Here is a 17,051-nt window from a genome sequence, read left to right as displayed (position 1 = left end):
TTTTGAGTATTAAAGCCCCCATTCATTTAGTTTTTTGTAAAAATCGCACACTTTTTGATCTCCTAAATCACACGCTTTACCAAAATATTCCTTTGCGGCGTGATAGTCTCGGCTTAATCCTAGCCCTTGTATATACAAACTTCCTAAAATACTACAACTTTGAACATTTCCTCCATCACAAGCTTCTTTGAATAGTTCGGCTGCCTTATGGTAGTCTTGCCTTACCCCCCCCCAAGCCATCCATATATAAGTATCCTAAATTTAAACATCCATCAATAACTTCATTGTCGCAAGCCCTAGAAAATATCTTAGCCGCTTTATTGTAGTCGCCTTTATCGTAAGCATCAAATCCAAGGTCTACAAGATCCTGTGAAAATCCAATAGTTAATAAAAACATAGATAAAAATACAATCTTTTTCATTTTTACTCCATTTTTTATAAATTTCTTAAAAGATATTTTGTCTTTTTAAACCTTAGATTATTGTTAATTATCTATTTATCTTTTGGTTAGATTATGAAAGACAAATTTACATGCTGTCTAATAAATTTTTGTGATTTTGGTGTGTATTTGCAGAAATATGTTTGGCTTGCCTCTTTATTGGAGAAACAAGCCTAATGTTAGTATCTAACGTTATTAACTTTTAAAAAGTCTCTTAGGTCTTCATATTCGCTATTTTCAAAGTAGCGCCATTTGCCAGGTTTTAGCATATCAAGGCTAACACGCCCAAAACTAACACGTTTTAGATCCATCACTTCAAGGTCAAAGTATCCAAAGAAACGGCGAAGCTCTCTGTTTTGCCCTTCGTTGATGATGACCTTTAGTTTTGTATAGCCGCCGCTTGAGCCAAAGACTTTATAGGCTAGAAATGGCTTAAATTCCATTGATTTTATAGTAGTTTTTGCATGTGCGCCTTTGGTAGCGTCCTTGGCGAAAAAGCCATTTGTCATCGCCTCAATCACCTCTTTTGTCACCTCGCCTTTTACCTTTAGATAGTATTCGCGCTCTAAGTCGCTATTCATCAAAGCTGTGGCGATTGCTGGAGCGTCAGTTAGTAAAAGTAGCCCTTCACTTGCATAGTCTAAGCGTCCTACGCTAACAAATTTTGCAAATTTCTTATCTAACGTATCATAGATCGTCTTTCGTCCGCGGTCGTCTTTTTTGCTAACTAGTTCACCCTTTTGTTTATGATAGACGATAACAGTAAATTCCTTTTTTAGCTTTATCAAATGACCATTTATACGTACTTTGTCATCTTCATCCACGCTTGTGGCAAGGTCGCTAACCACACGTCCTGCTATGCTAACCTTACCAGCTTTTATTAGCTCATCTGCCTCACGGCGTGAGTAATTTGTGTTATGTGAGATAAATTTATTTAGTCTTGTTTTTTCCATTTTATAGTCCTAAATTTGCAAGGTCATGGATGTGTAAAACGCCCACGGGTACACCATTTTCTACAACGGCTAGAAGCTGAATTTTATACTTTTCTATTAAAGCTAACGCATCCACGGCTAACATTTCCTTGTCGTTTATCTCTTTTGGATGTAAAGTTGCAAATTTCATTGCTGGCTCGTCTAGATCAAAGTCTTCTCTCATAAGCGCACGTCTAAGATCGCCGTCGCTTAAAATAGCATCTAATACACCATCTTTATCGACGATTAGGACCGTGCCAAGTTTACCGTGTGTCATAGTATCGATTGCACTTTTTAGGCTTGCATTCCAGCGAACTATCGGTAAATTTTCGCTTCTCATCACATCTTTGACCTTTAAAAATAGCCTCTTGCCAAGGCTGCCACCTGGATGAAAATTTGCAAAGTCCTCTTTTTTAAAGCCTCGCCTTTGCATCAAACAAACAGCCAACGCATCGCCAAGAGCTAACGTTAGCGTAGTTGATGCTGTTGGAGCAGCGTTTAGTGGGCAGGCCTCTTTCTCTACATCTATGCTAATAAATGCATCGCTAAATTTACCAAGTGAGCTTGTTTTACTTCTTGCCATTGCGACGATCTTTACGCCAAAGCGCTTTACATGAGGTAAAATTTTGATAAGCTCATCGCTCTCGCCACTAAAGCTAATGGCTAACAAAACATCATCCTTTTCTATCATGCCAAGGTCACCATGCATAGCCTCTGTTGGATGCAAGAAAAAGCTTGGCGTACCAGTACTTGCAAGCGTAGCGGCGATCTTTGCGCCTACATGGCCGCTCTTGCCTACACCTGTGACTATGACCTTGCCTTTTGTATTAAATATCAAATTTACAGCATCTTCTATCTCTAAGTTTTTAGCATGTCTTAAAAGCTCGTTTGCTTCTATCTTCAAAACTTCGGCTGCGATTTGGTTGGCTTTTTGCATAAATTTTCCTTACATTAGATAGATAATTGGTACGATAGTTGGGTACTTTTTGACCTTTCTAAAGATATGCTTTCTAATCACTTGACGCACTTGTGACTCGAGCAGTCTGCCATCTTTTAAAAGCTCCTCTTTGACGTTGCTTAAAAACTGCGTCAAAATTTCTTGCATCTCCTTGCTAAACTCCGCATCTTGTTTATTGCCCACAAGGCCGTAGCTAATGACACGAGGCTTGTTTATAAGCTTTGCGCCATGACGTGAAATTTGAGCGATTATCATGACGACACCTGCTTCAGCAAGGTTTTGTCTATCGATGACGACATCGTCTGAGATTTGTTTATTTATTTGATTGTCTATGAAGACTTTGCCGGTTTTTACCGTTTTTACACGTTTTAAGTATTTTTGACAGATCTCCATTTGATCGCCATCGCTCATTAGATAGATATTTCTCTCATCTACGCCACAGCTAATAGCTGTCTCTTTGTGTTTTGCGATGTGATTATACTCGCCATGCACCGGTAAGAAAAATTTTGGTTTTATAAGACGTAGCATCAGCTTTTGCTCTTCTTGTGCCGCGTGACCGCTGACGTGGATCTCGCTAAAGTCTTGATAAGCGACGCTTGCACCTGATTTTATTAGGAAATTTAATACAGTCGAGATACTGCTTTCATTGCCTGGGATCGCTTTTGAGCTGATTATGATCTGATCGGTTGGCTTTATTTTGATGTATTTGTGTTCATCAGTAGCCATTCGGTACAGCGCGCTCATAGTCTCACCCTGAGAGCCTGTGGTAACGATCAGAACCTCGTTATCTTTAAATTTGCCAACCTCGTTTGCATCAATAAAAATTTTCTTATCAAGCTTGATATAGCCAAGCTCCATTGCAGTATACAAATTTCTCTCCATTGATCTACCGATGACACAGACTTTGCGGTTGTATTTTAGCCCCCACTCGATCGCTTGATAGACGCGGTGTATGTTTGAACTAAATGTGCTCATTATCACGCGGCCTTTGGCCTTTGAGAATATCGCATCAAAGGTCTTGCCAACACTGCTTTCGCTTTTGGTAAATCCTTCGCGGTAGCTGTTCGTGCTATCGCTCATTAGACATAATACACCTCTTTCACCGTAGTATGCAAGTCTGCCAAGGTCAGTTGGATAGCCGTCGATCGGCGTATGGTCGATCTTAAAGTCGCCCGTATGGATGATGGTGCCAGCCTTTGTCGTAATGGCTAGCGCGCTAGCATCGATGATAGAGTGTGTGATGTGTATCCATTCAACCTCAAAGTCGCCTATTAGATATGGCTTTCTTTTTTCGACAGAGCGGAAAAGTGAGCGCTCTTGCTTTAAGCCGTGCTCTTCAAATTTATTGTTTATCATACCAAGTGGCAAAGGCGTAGCGTAAATTGGAAATTTAAACTCTTTGTAGAAATATGGTACTGCGCCGATGTGATCCTCGTGCGCGTGAGTGATGATGACACCTTTTATCTTGTCTTTTATCTTGCGAACGTAGTCAAAGTCAGGGATTAGTATATCCACGCCGTGCATGCTCTCGCTCGGAAAACTCATGCCGATATCAACGATGATAGCGCTAGTTTCTGTCTCAAAGACGGTCATATTTCCGCCGATCTCACCAAGACCGCCAAGTGGCGTTATACGAATTTTATGTTCGCTTGAGTTTAGATACTTCATCGGCTCCAGACGAAGCTCGTGAACGGCCTTGTTTGCTACCATTGCGCTTGCAATATCTTGCTGCCATTGTTCATTACCATTTAGTTTTGCAGGTAAATTTTTCTTTGGCTTTTTAGCTTTTTTAGGCTTTTCTTTTTGTTCTTGCGTTTTGGTTTTTGTTTCTTGTGATTCTTGTTTTTGCTCTTTTGGCTTATTGTTTTCGCCATTTTTGTTCTGATTTTTATTGTTTCTTAGCTTTTTTAGACGAGAATTTTGGCTCTTTGGCTCGGCATGCGTTTCAGTTTCAGCTTGCTCTGCTGCAAAGAAGTTATCTATCACACTTTTGCTTGCTAGTGAGGTTTGCTCGGTAGTTTCGCCCTCTTGTTTTGGTTTATTTTTTGGTCTAAATCTTCGTCTTTTGTTGTTTTTACTTTGGTTAGTTACAACTTTTTCTTCGTTTTTGTCGTTCATTATCTTCCTTTAATCTTTCAAATACTTTTAGATAAAAATCGACATCTAGCTCGTGTGGACGTAAATTTTGAGCTAAGCCTAAGCTTTCAAAAATTTCTTCTAACGCATTTTTGTCAAAATTTGTGGATAAATTTTTCAAAAGCGTCTTTCTTGGCGAAGCAAACGCAGCTCTTAAAAATACTTTAAAAGCCTCGTACTGTTTTGCATCTTTGAAAATCCCGTCTTTGCCAAAAATCTTTTTTGTTTTTTGTAGTTTGATGACTGAGGATGTGACCTTTGGAGGTGGATTAAAAAGCTTTGCATCCACATCAAACAAAAGCTCACACCTGCCTTGAAGTGAAGCGAGGATCGATAAAGCGCTAAATTCTTTATCCTTGCTCTTTGCACTAAATTTAAGAGCAACCTCTTTTTGTATCATCACGATAAGTCCAAGGCATTTTTCGTCATCTATCGCATTTAGTATCATCTTCGTAGCAACGTAATAGGGCAAATTTGCGACTAAAAAGTAGTTCTGACTACTTAGTCCGCCCTCTTCTTGCCACTGCTCTAAAGCATCTTTACAAAAAAGTTTTAATTGTCCATTTTGGATCTCATTTGCAAATTTGACCTTTAAAATTTGAAACAGCTCACAATCTATCTCAAAAGAGGTCGTTTTGTAAATTTGCAAAAGTCTAAATGTCAAATCACCTAAGCCAGGCCCAATCTCAACGACGTTTTCTACGTCCTTGGGTATCGCTTGGATGATCTTATCTAGTGTCGCTTTGTCTTGTAAAAAATTCTGTCCAAAGTGCTTTTTTGCCTTTATCATAGCCGCGATATTAGCCAAAAATTACTTATACAATGATTACAAGTTTAGTTTAATCATATATAAAATGGACTATAATCACTAAATAACAACAAAATAAGGCATAAATTTGAGTAGGGCAAACACCTTAAAATACTTTTTATTATCACAATATTTAGAGCCAAAAACCTTAGACGAGCCAAAAAAGACAAATAGCAAATTTAAAAAATCAATGGACCTTGATATCGCAAATTTCGATGAGAAATTTATGCAAATTTTAAGGGCATTTGACAGGTCGCTTTTAAAAAATGGTGTAGAAATTTCGATTTACGGCGGCATTTTTGAGACTGACTTGCTCGCCCTTGCGATATCAAAGCTAGCAAAGGTGAAATTTGAAAAAGAGCAAATTTTAGATGAGCTACGCTCTGAGCAAACGAGCTTTGAAAAGGCATTTTGTTATAAGCTTAAGCTCGCTGGTGATTTGGTATTTTGTAAAGATGACCAAAATTTTACTTTAAAAGATGTAAATTTAGATGATGATTTAACTCCGTTTTTTACACCAAACTCATCTGATGATCTTTTTATCTCAACAGCTCCTTGGGCAATGGCTCGCCTAGATTATCTAAAAGAGATAAGCCAAAGTGATTTTAGCAAAGAGTGTGAGCGCATAAAAGATAAGCTATCTATCTATAAAGAAAAAATGGAATTTGGCAAATATATAAAGCTTATAAACGATGAGCTAAAAAGTGCACTTAAAACACCATTTTGTAATGATTTCTTAAGGCTTGAAGTAAAGATCATAAATCCAAATTTTAAAGAAAATGATAGCCTTTTAAATAGCTTTTTCATAGATGATATAAATTTGCTTATCAAATTTTACGAGTCAGGCAGGACACATGAGCTAACTGATCAGTTTTTGGATGATGGCAGTGAGAATAAATTTGAAAGACTTGATGTAAGAGATGAGCAAAATAGAAGGCTTGTTAGAGATTTTTTTAAAGCAGAAGAGTATCCAAGATCGGCCTTTTCTAGCGACTTTGCTCTAAATTTTTCACAGCAAATTGCCGTTAATAACATCATTAAAAAATTTAAAGAAAAAAGTGGTGGAATTTATAGCGTAAATGGTGCTCCAGGCACTGGTAAAACAACTCTTTTAAAAGACGTAATGGCTGAAGTTGTTACGCTTAGAGCGATGAAGCTCGCGCAAATGAGTAGACATGATATCTTTGCACCAGTTCGAGATAGTAGCGATAAGGTGCTTTATTTTACTCTAAATAAAGAACTTCAGGGCTATGAGATGGTTGTTAGCTCTTGTAATAACGGTGCGGTTGAAATTTTAAGTAAAGAGCTTAGCCAACTAAAAAGCATCGGTAGTTACGCAGGCGAGATTGATTATTTTAAATTTATAGCTACAAGGCTTCTCTCGGCTGATGAAAAGATAAATTTTGGCGAAAAATCTTTTATCTCAAAACCTGCATGGGGGCTTTTTTGCATACCTCTTGGCTCAAAGCAAAATAAGTCAAATTTTGTTTTTAACGCGATTAATGGCGTAAAGATCGAAAAAACGCATAGTCAATTTGAAGACATTTCAAAAGAATTTAAAGAATTTATAGAACAAGATGACTTTTTAATGGGGCTTGGCAAATACTTGGCTACTGGCGAAGGAATTGATGATTTTGACGAGGCGAAGGAGAAATTTAATCAAGCCTTACATGAAGTAAATCTACTTTTTAGTGAGATCAGGATCAAAGAAGAGGAGCTAAAAAGTATAAATAGCGAGCTTATAAATATCGATAAAAGACTTGATAACTATAATTCAGCAAAGCAAATAGACGAGCTTTTAAAGCCACTAATAGATGAGCTGGATTTGAGCAAAAATGAGCTAGAACAAAAGGTGGCTGAAGCTAACGAGCTAGCAAAGCTTATTGGCCAAAATGAAATTTTACAAGAGTATCTGAGTGTGCCTATAAAGCCATCATTTTTTATTTTCCAGCAAATTTTAAAGACGCAAGCTTTTGAAAAATATAACAATGAAGTGCAAAAAGTTAGTGAGATAAATCGCCAAATAGCTGAGCAAAATTTGGAAGCAAGCAAGCAAAATAGTGAAAATAAAGAGAAGAATGAAGCAAAATTAAACGAACTAAAATCTCAAATAACTCAGCTCGAAGATAAAATTTTAGAACTTAACGCTAAAATAGATCATCTTAATAGGCTTAATGATGACTTTGTTAGACGTCAAAAATTAATTGGTAGAAGTGAAGAGCTTGATAGCTTTTTAAATGGTAGTTTTAATCAGAGTAATGAAGGAATGCAAAAGAGTATGCCATTTATGATGGAGCTTGGCTTTGATGAGAAATTTCATAAGACAAAGCTTTTTAACGCAAGAATCAAGCTTTTTAAAGAAGCGCTTAATCTGCATAAAGCCACTATCTTTGCTTGCAAAGAAGCTGTTAGAACAAATTTACGAGCTCTTAGTGTTATATTTAATGATGAAAAAATGGCTGAGAAAAACGGGCTTGAGGCTAAAGATAGACGTGAAATAATAAAAGGATTATTTTTACTAACGCCAGTTGTTAGTTCTACTTTCGCATCTTTTAATAATACCTTTAAAGAGCTACTAAATGGCGATATAGGCTTGCTCTTAATAGATGAGGCAGGGCAGGCAAATTTAACTAACGCATTAGGTGCACTGCTTCGTTCAAACATGGCTGTTGTAGTTGGTGATCCACTTCAACTTGAGCCTGTTGTAACATTGCCACCAGCTTTAAATAACGCTATTTTACGCTACTGCGATGCAAAGGATGAGTTTAATCTACTAAAATCATCAGTTCAACTTCGAGCCGATAAAGTACAAAATATTGGTACATATATAAAAGGAGAGGGTAAGTCCATTTGGGTTGGTTCGCCACTTATCGTTCATAGAAGGTGCGCCAACCCTATGTTTAAAATTTCAAACGAAACAACATATGATGATATGATGATACTTGGTAGAAGTAGTAAAAGTAAACTTAGTGATCCTAATATCAAAACAGAATGGATTGATGTTAGTAGTGATGAATGGATAGGTAACTATAATAAAGCTGAAGGCATGATCGTTAAAGAGCTTTTAGATGGTAAGCTAGCCAAGCTAAAAGATAGCGTTAAAATAATAACACCTTTTAAAGATGTTTGTAAAAATTTAAAAGGGGCTGGTACCATTCACACCATGCAAGGCAAAGAAGCTGATGTTGTTATCTTTGTTCTTGGCGGTGCCACAAAAGGCGCTAGAGCATGGGCTGCTAGTACGCCAAATTTACTAAATGTAGCACTAACAAGAGCAAAAGAGGTTATTTATATAGTTGGTAACCGAGAAAATTGGTCTAATTTGCCATATTTTGAGGTAGCAGCTAGAAAAATAGATAAAGGACAGATTTGAATCATTTTGCAAAACGTATAATCCCATGCCTTGATGTAAAAGATGGCAGAGTCGTAAAAGGTGTAAATTTCGTAGGGCTTGTCGATGCTGGAGATCCTGTTGAGATAGCTAAAAGATACAATGATGAGGGTGCTGATGAGCTTTGCTTTTTGGATATCACTGCCTCTCATCTTGGGCGTGATACGATAGTTGATGTCGTAAAAAAGGTCGCAAGTAAGCTTTTTATCCCACTAACAGTTGGCGGAGGTATACGCACGATCGATGATATCTCTCGCCTTTTAAATGCTGGCTGCGATAAAGTAAGCTTAAATTCATCAGCCATACAAGATCCAAATTTGATTGATGAGGCAGTTAAGAAATTTGGCTCGCAATGTGTTGTCGTAGCAATTGATGCTAAAAAGATCGAGAATGGTTATAGCGTTTTTATAAATGGTGGCAGGATCGATACCAAAAAAGATGCCTTTACCTGGGCAAAAGAGGTCGAGTCGCGAGGAGCAGGTGAGATATTGTTAACCTCTATGGACAACGACGGCGTCAAACAGGGCTTTAATCTTGAGCTAACAAATATATTTAGCACGCTTTCTATACCAACTATCGCAAGTGGTGGAGCTGGTGAGATGGAGCACTTTAAAGAGGCTTTTGAAGCCGGGGCTGATGCGTGTTTAGCTGCTTCGATATTTCACTTTGGCGAAATCGAGATAAAAAAGCTAAAAGAGTATCTCAAGGCAAATGGCGTTGAGGTTAGGCTCTGATGTTGATTGTCTCTGCTGGAAAAAACGAAATTTTTGACTTTGCTTTGCCAATGGGTGTGGGGCTAGTTGATATGGCAATAAGTTTGACAAAATTTTTGCAGAAACGAGCATGTATTGGAGCGGATGAAAAGGGTATAAATTTAAAAAATATCGATCCGCACTATCTTGCAAAGATTGAAGCTAAATTTGCAAACTCATCAAATCCAGAGCTACAAAATCTAAGCCAAAATTTGTCAAAAAATCCTGAACGAAATTTGTATCAGATGCCAGAAAAAATAGTTTTCGTTGGCTCGGCAGGTCTTTATAAAGATGGTGAAATTTTACAAATTTATGAAAGCTCGGTTGGGGCAAATATTGAAATTTCTAGCGTAGAAAATAGATCTTATTCACCAATTGAGTGTGAAATTTCTTCTATCGTTTCACGTGGAACTATCAAAATAAATTCGTCAAATTTCATAACGACAGATAAAAATTTGGCTCATAAGATATTTGAAAAAGGCTATTTTTTAGAAAATATGGAGTTTTTTTCTGTTCTAAAAGTAGCTCAAATTTTTAAAATTCCAGCTTATGGAATTTTCGTAGCGACAAATTTTTGTAATAAAGATGCACATGCTGATTTTATAAAAAATCACGCAGAGGCCAAGAAAATTCTAACAAAATATATAAAGGAAAATATGTGATAAATTTGCTTGATCTTAGTATTGATGAGCTAAAAGAGTTAGTTTCTCCACCATTTAGAGCAACACAAATCTACGAGTGGATATATAAAAAAAATGCAACCGATTTTAGCCAAATGCTAAATTTACCTAAAGATATGCGTCAAGATCTGGCTGAAAAATTTTATATCGATCCTTTAAAATGTGTAAAATTTGAGCAAAGTAGTGATGGTTCGATCAAGTATCTTTTTGAGCTAAAAGATGGGCTAAAGATAGAGAGTGTCTTACTCCCGATGAAAGAGGAGATTAGTGATGAGAATGGAAAGGTCAGTCGCCATGCTCGTTATACAGTTTGTGTTAGCTCACAGGTTGGCTGTAAAATGGGATGTGCTTTTTGTCTAACAGCAAAGGGCGGGCTTGTTAGAAATTTGACTGCAGGCGAGATTGTGGGGCAAATTTTATGGATAAAAAGAGAGAATAAGATACCTTATGAAAGACGCATAAATGTCGTTTATATGGGTATGGGTGAGCCACTTGATAATCTTGCTAACGTTAGTAAAGCGATCAAAATTTTAGCACTTAACGAGGGTCTAGCCATATCGCCGCGTCGTCAAACCGTTTCAACTAGCGGACTTGGCAGTCAGATAAAAAAGCTTGGTGAGATGGATCTTGGCGTGTTATTGGCCATATCGCTTCATGCTGTTACTAATGAGCTTAGAAGCCGCCTAATGCCGATAAATAAGGCATATAACATCGAGGCTGTTATGGATGCTGTTAGGGGATTTCCTATCGATATACGAAAGCGTGTAATGTTTGAATACCTTGTTATCAAGGATTTAAACGATAGCGTGAGTGATGCTAAAAAGTTGGTAAAACTACTTCATGGCATAAAAGCGAAGGTAAATCTTATATATTTTAACCCACATGAGGGCAGTGAATTTGGACGACCTGAGCTTACTAGCATGCTAAAATTTCAAGAATATCTAAGAGATCACGGCGTCACTTGCACGATCAGACAGAGTAAAGGCCTTGACATAAGTGCGGCTTGTGGGCAATTAAAACAACGCAATGAAAATGCAAAATTTAAAGCTATTTCCAGCGATAAAAATTTAAAAACACATTCACTTGAAGATAATAGTAAAGCCAGCGTGAGTTAGAATGAGTGCACTTGATATAGCCGAAATAGTCTTTGTTGCTGTTGTGGTTTTACTTGGACTAGGGCTTATTTTAAAAGTTTTAAAAGATGAAAAAGATAGGCATAAATTCTAAGCCTTAACATCAAGATAAAGCCTAGCTCTCATAAAGAAATAAAATGGAGCATTAATTGCATAAACTACAAAATTATCATTGTGGTATTTAAAAGTGATAAACTTTGGCAAAACGTAGGTAAAGGTTTATGAGAAATAGAAATTTATTAAAAAAATTTTGGACTAAAGTAAACTCTCTTTTGCAAATCTATAAAACTCTCTCTCAGCGTCAAATTTGCTTTTTATGGTGTAAAAAATTTCATCAAATTTAAAAGAAATTTCATCTGAGTGAAGCAAGAGCCTTTTTGCTCCAGTTAAATTTATTCGTTCATGCTCGCTCATCTCTTTATCTAAAATTTTTTCGATCTGCGGACGTGACAAACCATAAAGTGGTTCGCCAAGGATCTTGTGTTTCACATGAAACAAATGCAACCGAATTTGATGCTGCCTGCCAGTGATAGGAATAGCCTGAACCAAAGTCGTATCGATATCGTCAAAATATCTGATCGGCAAAATTTCAGTAACAGCACTCTTGCCGTTCTCACAAATTTGCATTCGCATTTTCACATCGTCGTAGTTCTTTGCCAGATCCATCTTAGCATCGATCGTAAATTCTCGCTCGATCTTGCCTTGCACCATCGCGACGTAGCTTTTAGAAACCTCTCTGTTTTCAAAGATTTTCTTTAGCTTTATCGTAGAATTTCTATCTTTGCCCACGACTATCAAGCCGCTTGTCTCAAAGTCCAGCCTATGTGCTACGCTCGCATCTCGCCCAAAAAGTGTGTAAATTTCATCGTTTAGTGAGTAGTCGCAGTGTCTGCCATTTGGGTGGCTTAGCACGCTACTTGGCTTGTCAAATACCGCAAAGCTCTCGCACTCAAAGATCGGCTTTAGTCCCTTTGGCTTGGCCTCATAGTCGATCAAAAAGACATCGCCACATAAAATGGCATTTTTCTCGCTCACGACACTGCCGCCACAGATCAGCCTGCCCTTATCGATGAGACGCTGGGTTTGACTCATGTTAAAGCCATTTTGGAGTAAAATTTCGTAAGCTTTTTGATGATCTGCAGTAATGATAAATTTATTTACGTAGGGCAAAAATGATCCTTTGAAAAACGAGCGAGCTATCTTAAGCCCAAATTTATAAGTGTATAACCGACATTTCAGCCCGGATTTTATATAATCAAAACTTAAATTTAGAGAAATTGCACGACGTGATTTCTGGCCCAAAAAGCCAAATTTATACTTTCAGGACAAAAGCAAACTAATACAAAAAGGTTCAACAATGGTCGAAAGATATTCACGCAAAGAGATGGCTGAAAAGTGGAGCATACAAGCAAAATATGACGCTTGGCTCAAAGTAGAAAAAGCTGCCGTTAAAGCTTGGAATAAGCTTGGCTTCATAAGCGACAGCGACTGCGAGAAAATTTGCAAAAACGCTAAATTTGAAGTGGCTCGCATCGACGAGATAGAAAAGACGACAAAGCACGACGTCATCGCATTTTTAACAAGCGTTAGCGAGAGCCTTGGCGAGGAGAGCAGGTTTGTGCACTACGGCATGACCTCAAGCGACTGCATCGACACAGCCGTCGCACTTCAGATGAAAGAGAGCCTAGAGCTCATCATCAGCGACGTAGAGGAGTTCATGCAGGCGGTAAAAAACAGGGCAAATGAGCACAAGCACACGCTCATGGTCGGCAGAAGCCACGGCATCCACGGAGAGCCGATAACCTTTGGCCTCGTGCTTGCCATCTGGTACGATGAGATTGCAAGGGCTCTAAAGCTCATCAAAGATGCAAAAGATACGATCAGCTACGGCAAACTCTCAGGCGCTATGGGAAATTTAGCCCACGCTCCGATAGAATTTGAAGAGCTAACATGTGAGGAGCTAGGTCTTAAGGCTGCCCCAGCGTCAAACCAAGTGATCCAGCGCGACCGCTACGCACATGTGGTAAGCGCCATCGCAGTTCTAGCCTCTACTTGCGAGAAGATCGCAGTCGCCATTAGACACTACCAAAGGACAGAGGTTTACGAGGCGGAGGAGTATTTTAGCCCAGGACAAAAAGGCTCAAGCGCTATGCCACACAAACGCAATCCAGTCCTTAGCGAAAACATCACTGGCCTTTGCAGGGTGCTACGCTCATACGTCACGCCAGCGCTTGAAAATGTCGCACTTTGGCACGAGCGCGATATCAGCCACAGCTCAGTTGAGAGATTTATCCTACCAGATATGTTTATCACGGCTGATTTTATGTTGGTTCGCATCAAAAATTTGATAGCAAATTTAGTCGTCTATCCAGAAAATATGATGAAAAATTTAAATTTAACAGGTGGACTAGTCTTTTCACAGCGCGTGCTTTTACAGCTACCACAGCGTGGAATTTCTAGAGAGGATGCCTACAAGATCGTTCAGCGCAACGCCATGAAAGTCTGGGCGGACTTGCAAGAGGGCAAAAAAGCGATCGATGAGCAAGGCCACAGCCTATTTTTACAAAATTTGCTAAACGACGAGGACCTAACTAAAAGCCTTAGCAAAGATGAGATCAAAGAGTGCTTTGACTACAACTACTACACTAAAAATGTAGATAGAATTTTCACCAGAGTCTTTGGCAAGTAAATTTAAATGCAAGAAGCAAATTTATGCTTCTTGCTTCAAGACATCGCTTCAAAAATTTTTACAATCATTTTAAAATAAGATCAAATTTTTTAATTTTTAAAAATAAAATATTATTTTTCGGATTAAATTTTATATTTAAAAGCACTTTTTTAACAAAGAGAGTTTTTATCTCCTTTTGGATAAAATCCCAAATTAAAATTTAATATGGAGAGATATTTTTGAAAGTTATAAAACGTAATGGCAGAACAGAAGAGCTTGATATAAGTAAGATCAAAAAATACACAAACGAAGCGGTCCTTGGACTAAGCAATGTAAGCCTTAGTGAGCTTGAGGTAGACGCGAAAATCCAGTTTAGGGACATGATCACGACTGAGGAAATTCAGCAGACTCTTATAAAAACAGCAGTCGATAAGATCGACATCGACCGCCCAAACTGGACATTTGTTGCTGCAAGGCTATTTTTATACGATCTTTATCACAAAGTATCTGGCTTTAACGGCTACAATCACCTAAAAGACTACCTAGTAAAAGGTGAAAAAGTAGGCCGTATCATCCCTGGGCTAAAAGAGAAGTACGATCTTGAGGATCTAAACGCCTATATCAAGCCTGAGCGTGACCTTCAGTTTGCATACCTTGGTATCAAGACGCTTTATGACCGCTACCTCATCAAAGACAAAAATGGCATGCCAATCGAGCTGCCACAGCATATGTTTATGGCGATCGCGATGTTTCTTGCGCAAAACGAGCTAGACAGCCAAGGCTGGGCTAAGAAATTTTACGACCTCATCTCTAAATTTGAAGTGATGCTAGCCACGCCAACGCTCTCCAATGCAAGGACTACACGCCACCAGCTAAGTAGCTGTTACGTAGGCAGTACGCCTGATAATATCGAGGGCATTTTTGATAGCTACAAAGAGATGGCGCTACTTTCAAAATTTGGCGGCGGTATCGGCTGGGACTGGAGTAAGGTGCGCGCGATGGGCGGCAGTATCGACGGGCACAAAAACGCAGCTGGCGGTATCATACCATTTTTAAAAGTGACAAACGACATTGCAGTAGCGGTCGATCAGCTAGGCACTAGAAAGGGCGCGATCGCTGTTTACATTGAGCCTTGGCACATGGACGTGAGCGATTTTCTTGATCTTCGTAAAAACTCAGGCGAAGAGAGACGCCGCGCGCACGAGCTTTTCCCTGCGCTTTGGATAAACGACCTATTTATGAAGCGTGTCAAAGAAAATGGCCGCTGGAGCCTCTTTGACCCAGCTCAAGTAAGCGACCTTTGCGACCTTTACGGCGAGGAGTTTGAGAAGAGATATTTGGAGTATGAAAACGACGAAAATATCCAGAAAAACACCATCCTTGCAAAAGAGCTTTGGAAGAAAATTTTAACTAGCTATTTTGAAACGGGCATGCCATTTTTGTGCTTTAAAGACAATGCCAACAAAGCAAATCCAAACGACCACGAGGGCATCATCAGAAGCTCAAATTTATGCACCGAGATTTTCCAAAACACAGCGCCAAACTACTATAAGATCAAGATCACTTATGAGGATGGCGGCGAGGAGCTATTTGACGAAGAAGAAGACGTTACTGTAGATAGCGGCATAACTAAAAAAGCTAAAAAGCTTAGCGCGCTTGATAGCCTAAAAGGCAAGCAAATTTTCATCGTAGAAAAAGAGAGTATCGAGGGCAAAACGGCGGTTTGCAACCTTGCAAGTATAAATTTAAGTAAGATAAACAGCAAAGAGGACATCGAGCGTGTCGTACCGATAGCTATCAGGATGCTTGATAATGTTATAGATCTAAATTTTTACCCACACAAAAAGGTAAAACACACAAACCTAGCTTCTCGCTCGATCGGACTTGGCGTAATGGGCGAGGCGCAAATGCTAGCTGAGAAAAACGTAAAATGGGGCAGCTATGAGCACTTGGCGCTGATAGACAGCATAATGGAAAACATAAGCTATAACGCGATCTATGCTAGCTCAAATTTAGCCGTAGAAAAGGGCATCTATCCAAAATTTGAAGGCTCAAAATGGAGTAAAGGTATCATGCCGATAGACACCGCAAACGAGAATGCAAAGGCTCTTTTAAACGACAAAGGCGGGCTATTTGACGAAAATGTCTGCGACTGGGATAAGCTAAGAGAGAAGGTCAAGCGTGACGGCATGAGAAACGGCTACCTAATGGCGATCGCTCCAACTAGCTCGATCTCGATCCTAGTTGGCACTACCCAAACTATCGAGCCAGTCTATAAGCGCAAGTGGTTCGAGCACAACCTAAGCGGCATGATCCCAAATGTTGTGCCAAATTTAAGCCCTGATACTTGGCAGTTTTACACGCCAGCTTACGAGCTTGATCAAAGAATTTTAATAAAAGCAGGCGCTATCCGCCAAAAGTGGATCGACCAAGGTCAAAGTCTAAATATCTTCATGAGCTTGGATAAGGCAAGTGGCGGATATCTAAGTGAAATTTACACGCTTGCATGGGAGCTTGGACTAAAATCAACCTACTATCTACGCTCTGAAAGCCCAGACAGCGAAAAGCTAAACGACGTAGCTGACCGTTCGATCGAATGCGAGGGGTGTCAGTAAAATCATATAATTAAAACATTGAAATCTAATTAGTAAAATTACGAAAGGATAAATTTGGAAAATAAAGATATTGTTTTAGCTCAATGGCAAACCTGTGTGGAAATGGCAAATTATATAAGCCAAAGGCGAGATACTTTAAACAATTTGTTTGTAACTCTCAACATGGCAATTTTAACGGCTATTTCAATTATATGGGATTTAAAATCTTTAATTATTTCTTTGCTTGGTGTTTTATTATGCTTTGCTTGGATTTTTTTATTAAGAAATTTTAGAATTCTAAACAGTGAAAAATTTAAAGTCATTAATGATATTGAAAACAAACTACCAGAGAAACCATTTATCAAAGAATGGGAGCTTTTAAAAGATAGAAAATATATAGATGGGACAATATTTGAGTATTCTATTCCGTCAATATTTATAGTATCTTATATTGTTTTAATTATTATTTTAATATGTAACTATTCGTAAGGAAAAATTTATGTACAATTTGTTTATTAGTC

14 protein-coding genes are annotated in these 17,051 nt (G+C 38.5%); 7 read left to right on the top strand and 7 right to left on the bottom strand.

Annotated features, from left to right (window positions below; genetic code table 11):
* Positions 1-9: 9 nt before the first annotated feature.
* The 6 genes from FZ940_RS09800 to rsmA form a co-directional block, all read right to left on the bottom strand.
* Entirely contained in the window at positions 10-240 is a 231-nt protein-coding gene (locus FZ940_RS09800) for a tetratricopeptide repeat protein (RefSeq protein WP_148822101.1), read from the bottom strand.
* Positions 206-421, bottom strand: a complete 216-nt coding sequence (locus tag FZ940_RS05490; protein WP_148821860.1) for an SEL1-like repeat protein — start codon at positions 419-421, stop codon at positions 206-208. The genes FZ940_RS09800 and FZ940_RS05490 overlap by 35 nt, the downstream gene beginning before the upstream one ends.
* 197 nt (positions 422-618) lie before the next feature.
* Positions 619-1,392: a pseudouridine synthase gene (locus FZ940_RS05485; protein ID WP_148821859.1), complete on the bottom strand. Its 774-nt coding sequence runs from the start codon at positions 1,390-1,392 to the stop codon at positions 619-621.
* A 1-nt stretch (position 1,393) separates the two neighbouring features.
* Positions 1,394-2,347: a KpsF/GutQ family sugar-phosphate isomerase gene (locus tag FZ940_RS05480; RefSeq protein ID WP_148821857.1), complete on the bottom strand. Its 954-nt coding sequence runs from the start codon at positions 2,345-2,347 to the stop codon at positions 1,394-1,396.
* 9 nt (positions 2,348-2,356) lie between these two features.
* Positions 2,357-4,486: a ribonuclease J gene (locus FZ940_RS05475; protein WP_187422141.1), complete on the bottom strand. Its 2,130-nt coding sequence runs from the start codon at positions 4,484-4,486 to the stop codon at positions 2,357-2,359.
* The gene (gene rsmA, locus FZ940_RS05470) at positions 4,452-5,294 is read right to left on the bottom strand and encodes a 16S rRNA (adenine(1518)-N(6)/adenine(1519)-N(6))-dimethyltransferase RsmA (RefSeq protein ID WP_148822100.1); all 843 of its coding nucleotides are present in this window, start codon (positions 5,292-5,294) and stop codon (positions 4,452-4,454) included. The genes FZ940_RS05475 and rsmA overlap by 35 nt, the downstream gene beginning before the upstream one ends.
* A gap of 106 nt (positions 5,295-5,400) precedes the next feature.
* On the opposite strand from rsmA, the gene FZ940_RS05465 reads away from it, so the two are divergent.
* From FZ940_RS05465 to rlmN, 4 genes are read left to right on the top strand one after another with little or no spacing between them, the layout of a single operon-like run.
* Complete coding sequence (locus FZ940_RS05465; protein ID WP_148821856.1) at positions 5,401-8,685, top strand: DEAD/DEAH box helicase; 3,285 nt, start codon at positions 5,401-5,403, stop codon at positions 8,683-8,685.
* Entirely contained in the window at positions 8,682-9,437 is a 756-nt protein-coding gene (gene hisF / locus FZ940_RS05460) for an imidazole glycerol phosphate synthase subunit HisF (protein WP_148821854.1), read from the top strand. The genes FZ940_RS05465 and hisF overlap by 4 nt, the downstream gene beginning before the upstream one ends.
* Complete coding sequence (locus FZ940_RS05455; protein WP_148821853.1) at positions 9,437-10,117, top strand: purine-nucleoside phosphorylase; 681 nt, start codon at positions 9,437-9,439, stop codon at positions 10,115-10,117. Before hisF ends, FZ940_RS05455 begins: the two co-directional genes overlap by 1 nt.
* Positions 10,114-11,250 (top strand): dual-specificity RNA methyltransferase RlmN, encoded by a 1,137-nt coding sequence (gene rlmN, locus FZ940_RS05450; protein WP_148821852.1) that lies wholly within the window; start codon positions 10,114-10,116, stop codon positions 11,248-11,250. Before FZ940_RS05455 ends, rlmN begins: the two co-directional genes overlap by 4 nt.
* Positions 11,251-11,523: 273 nt before the next feature.
* Here rlmN and FZ940_RS05445 read toward each other — a convergent pair whose 3' ends face one another.
* Positions 11,524-12,438: a pseudouridine synthase family protein gene (locus FZ940_RS05445; protein WP_148821851.1), complete on the bottom strand. Its 915-nt coding sequence runs from the start codon at positions 12,436-12,438 to the stop codon at positions 11,524-11,526.
* Positions 12,439-12,625: 187 nt separating this feature from the next.
* On the opposite strand from FZ940_RS05445, the gene purB reads away from it, so the two are divergent.
* The 3 genes from purB to FZ940_RS05430 all read left to right on the top strand — a co-directional run bounded on the left by purB (position 12,626) and on the right by FZ940_RS05430 (position 17,019).
* Positions 12,626-13,957 (top strand): adenylosuccinate lyase, encoded by a 1,332-nt coding sequence (purB, locus tag FZ940_RS05440; RefSeq protein ID WP_148821849.1) that lies wholly within the window; start codon positions 12,626-12,628, stop codon positions 13,955-13,957.
* Positions 13,958-14,175: 218 nt separating this feature from the next.
* Positions 14,176-16,551, top strand: a complete 2,376-nt coding sequence (locus tag FZ940_RS05435; RefSeq protein WP_072595276.1) for a ribonucleoside-diphosphate reductase subunit alpha — start codon at positions 14,176-14,178, stop codon at positions 16,549-16,551.
* Between the two features lie 54 nt (positions 16,552-16,605).
* Positions 16,606-17,019 (top strand): RipA family octameric membrane protein, encoded by a 414-nt coding sequence (locus FZ940_RS05430; RefSeq protein WP_103579948.1) that lies wholly within the window; start codon positions 16,606-16,608, stop codon positions 17,017-17,019.
* Positions 17,020-17,051 lie beyond the last annotated feature (32 nt).

The sequence above is a fragment of the Campylobacter concisus genome (genome assembly GCF_902460415.1).
GTDB classification, from domain to species: Bacteria; Campylobacterota; Campylobacteria; order Campylobacterales; family Campylobacteraceae; genus Campylobacter_A; species Campylobacter_A concisus_Y.
The sequence above is the reverse complement of the archived record's forward strand: the minus strand, read 5'-3'. Positions and strand labels throughout refer to the sequence as shown.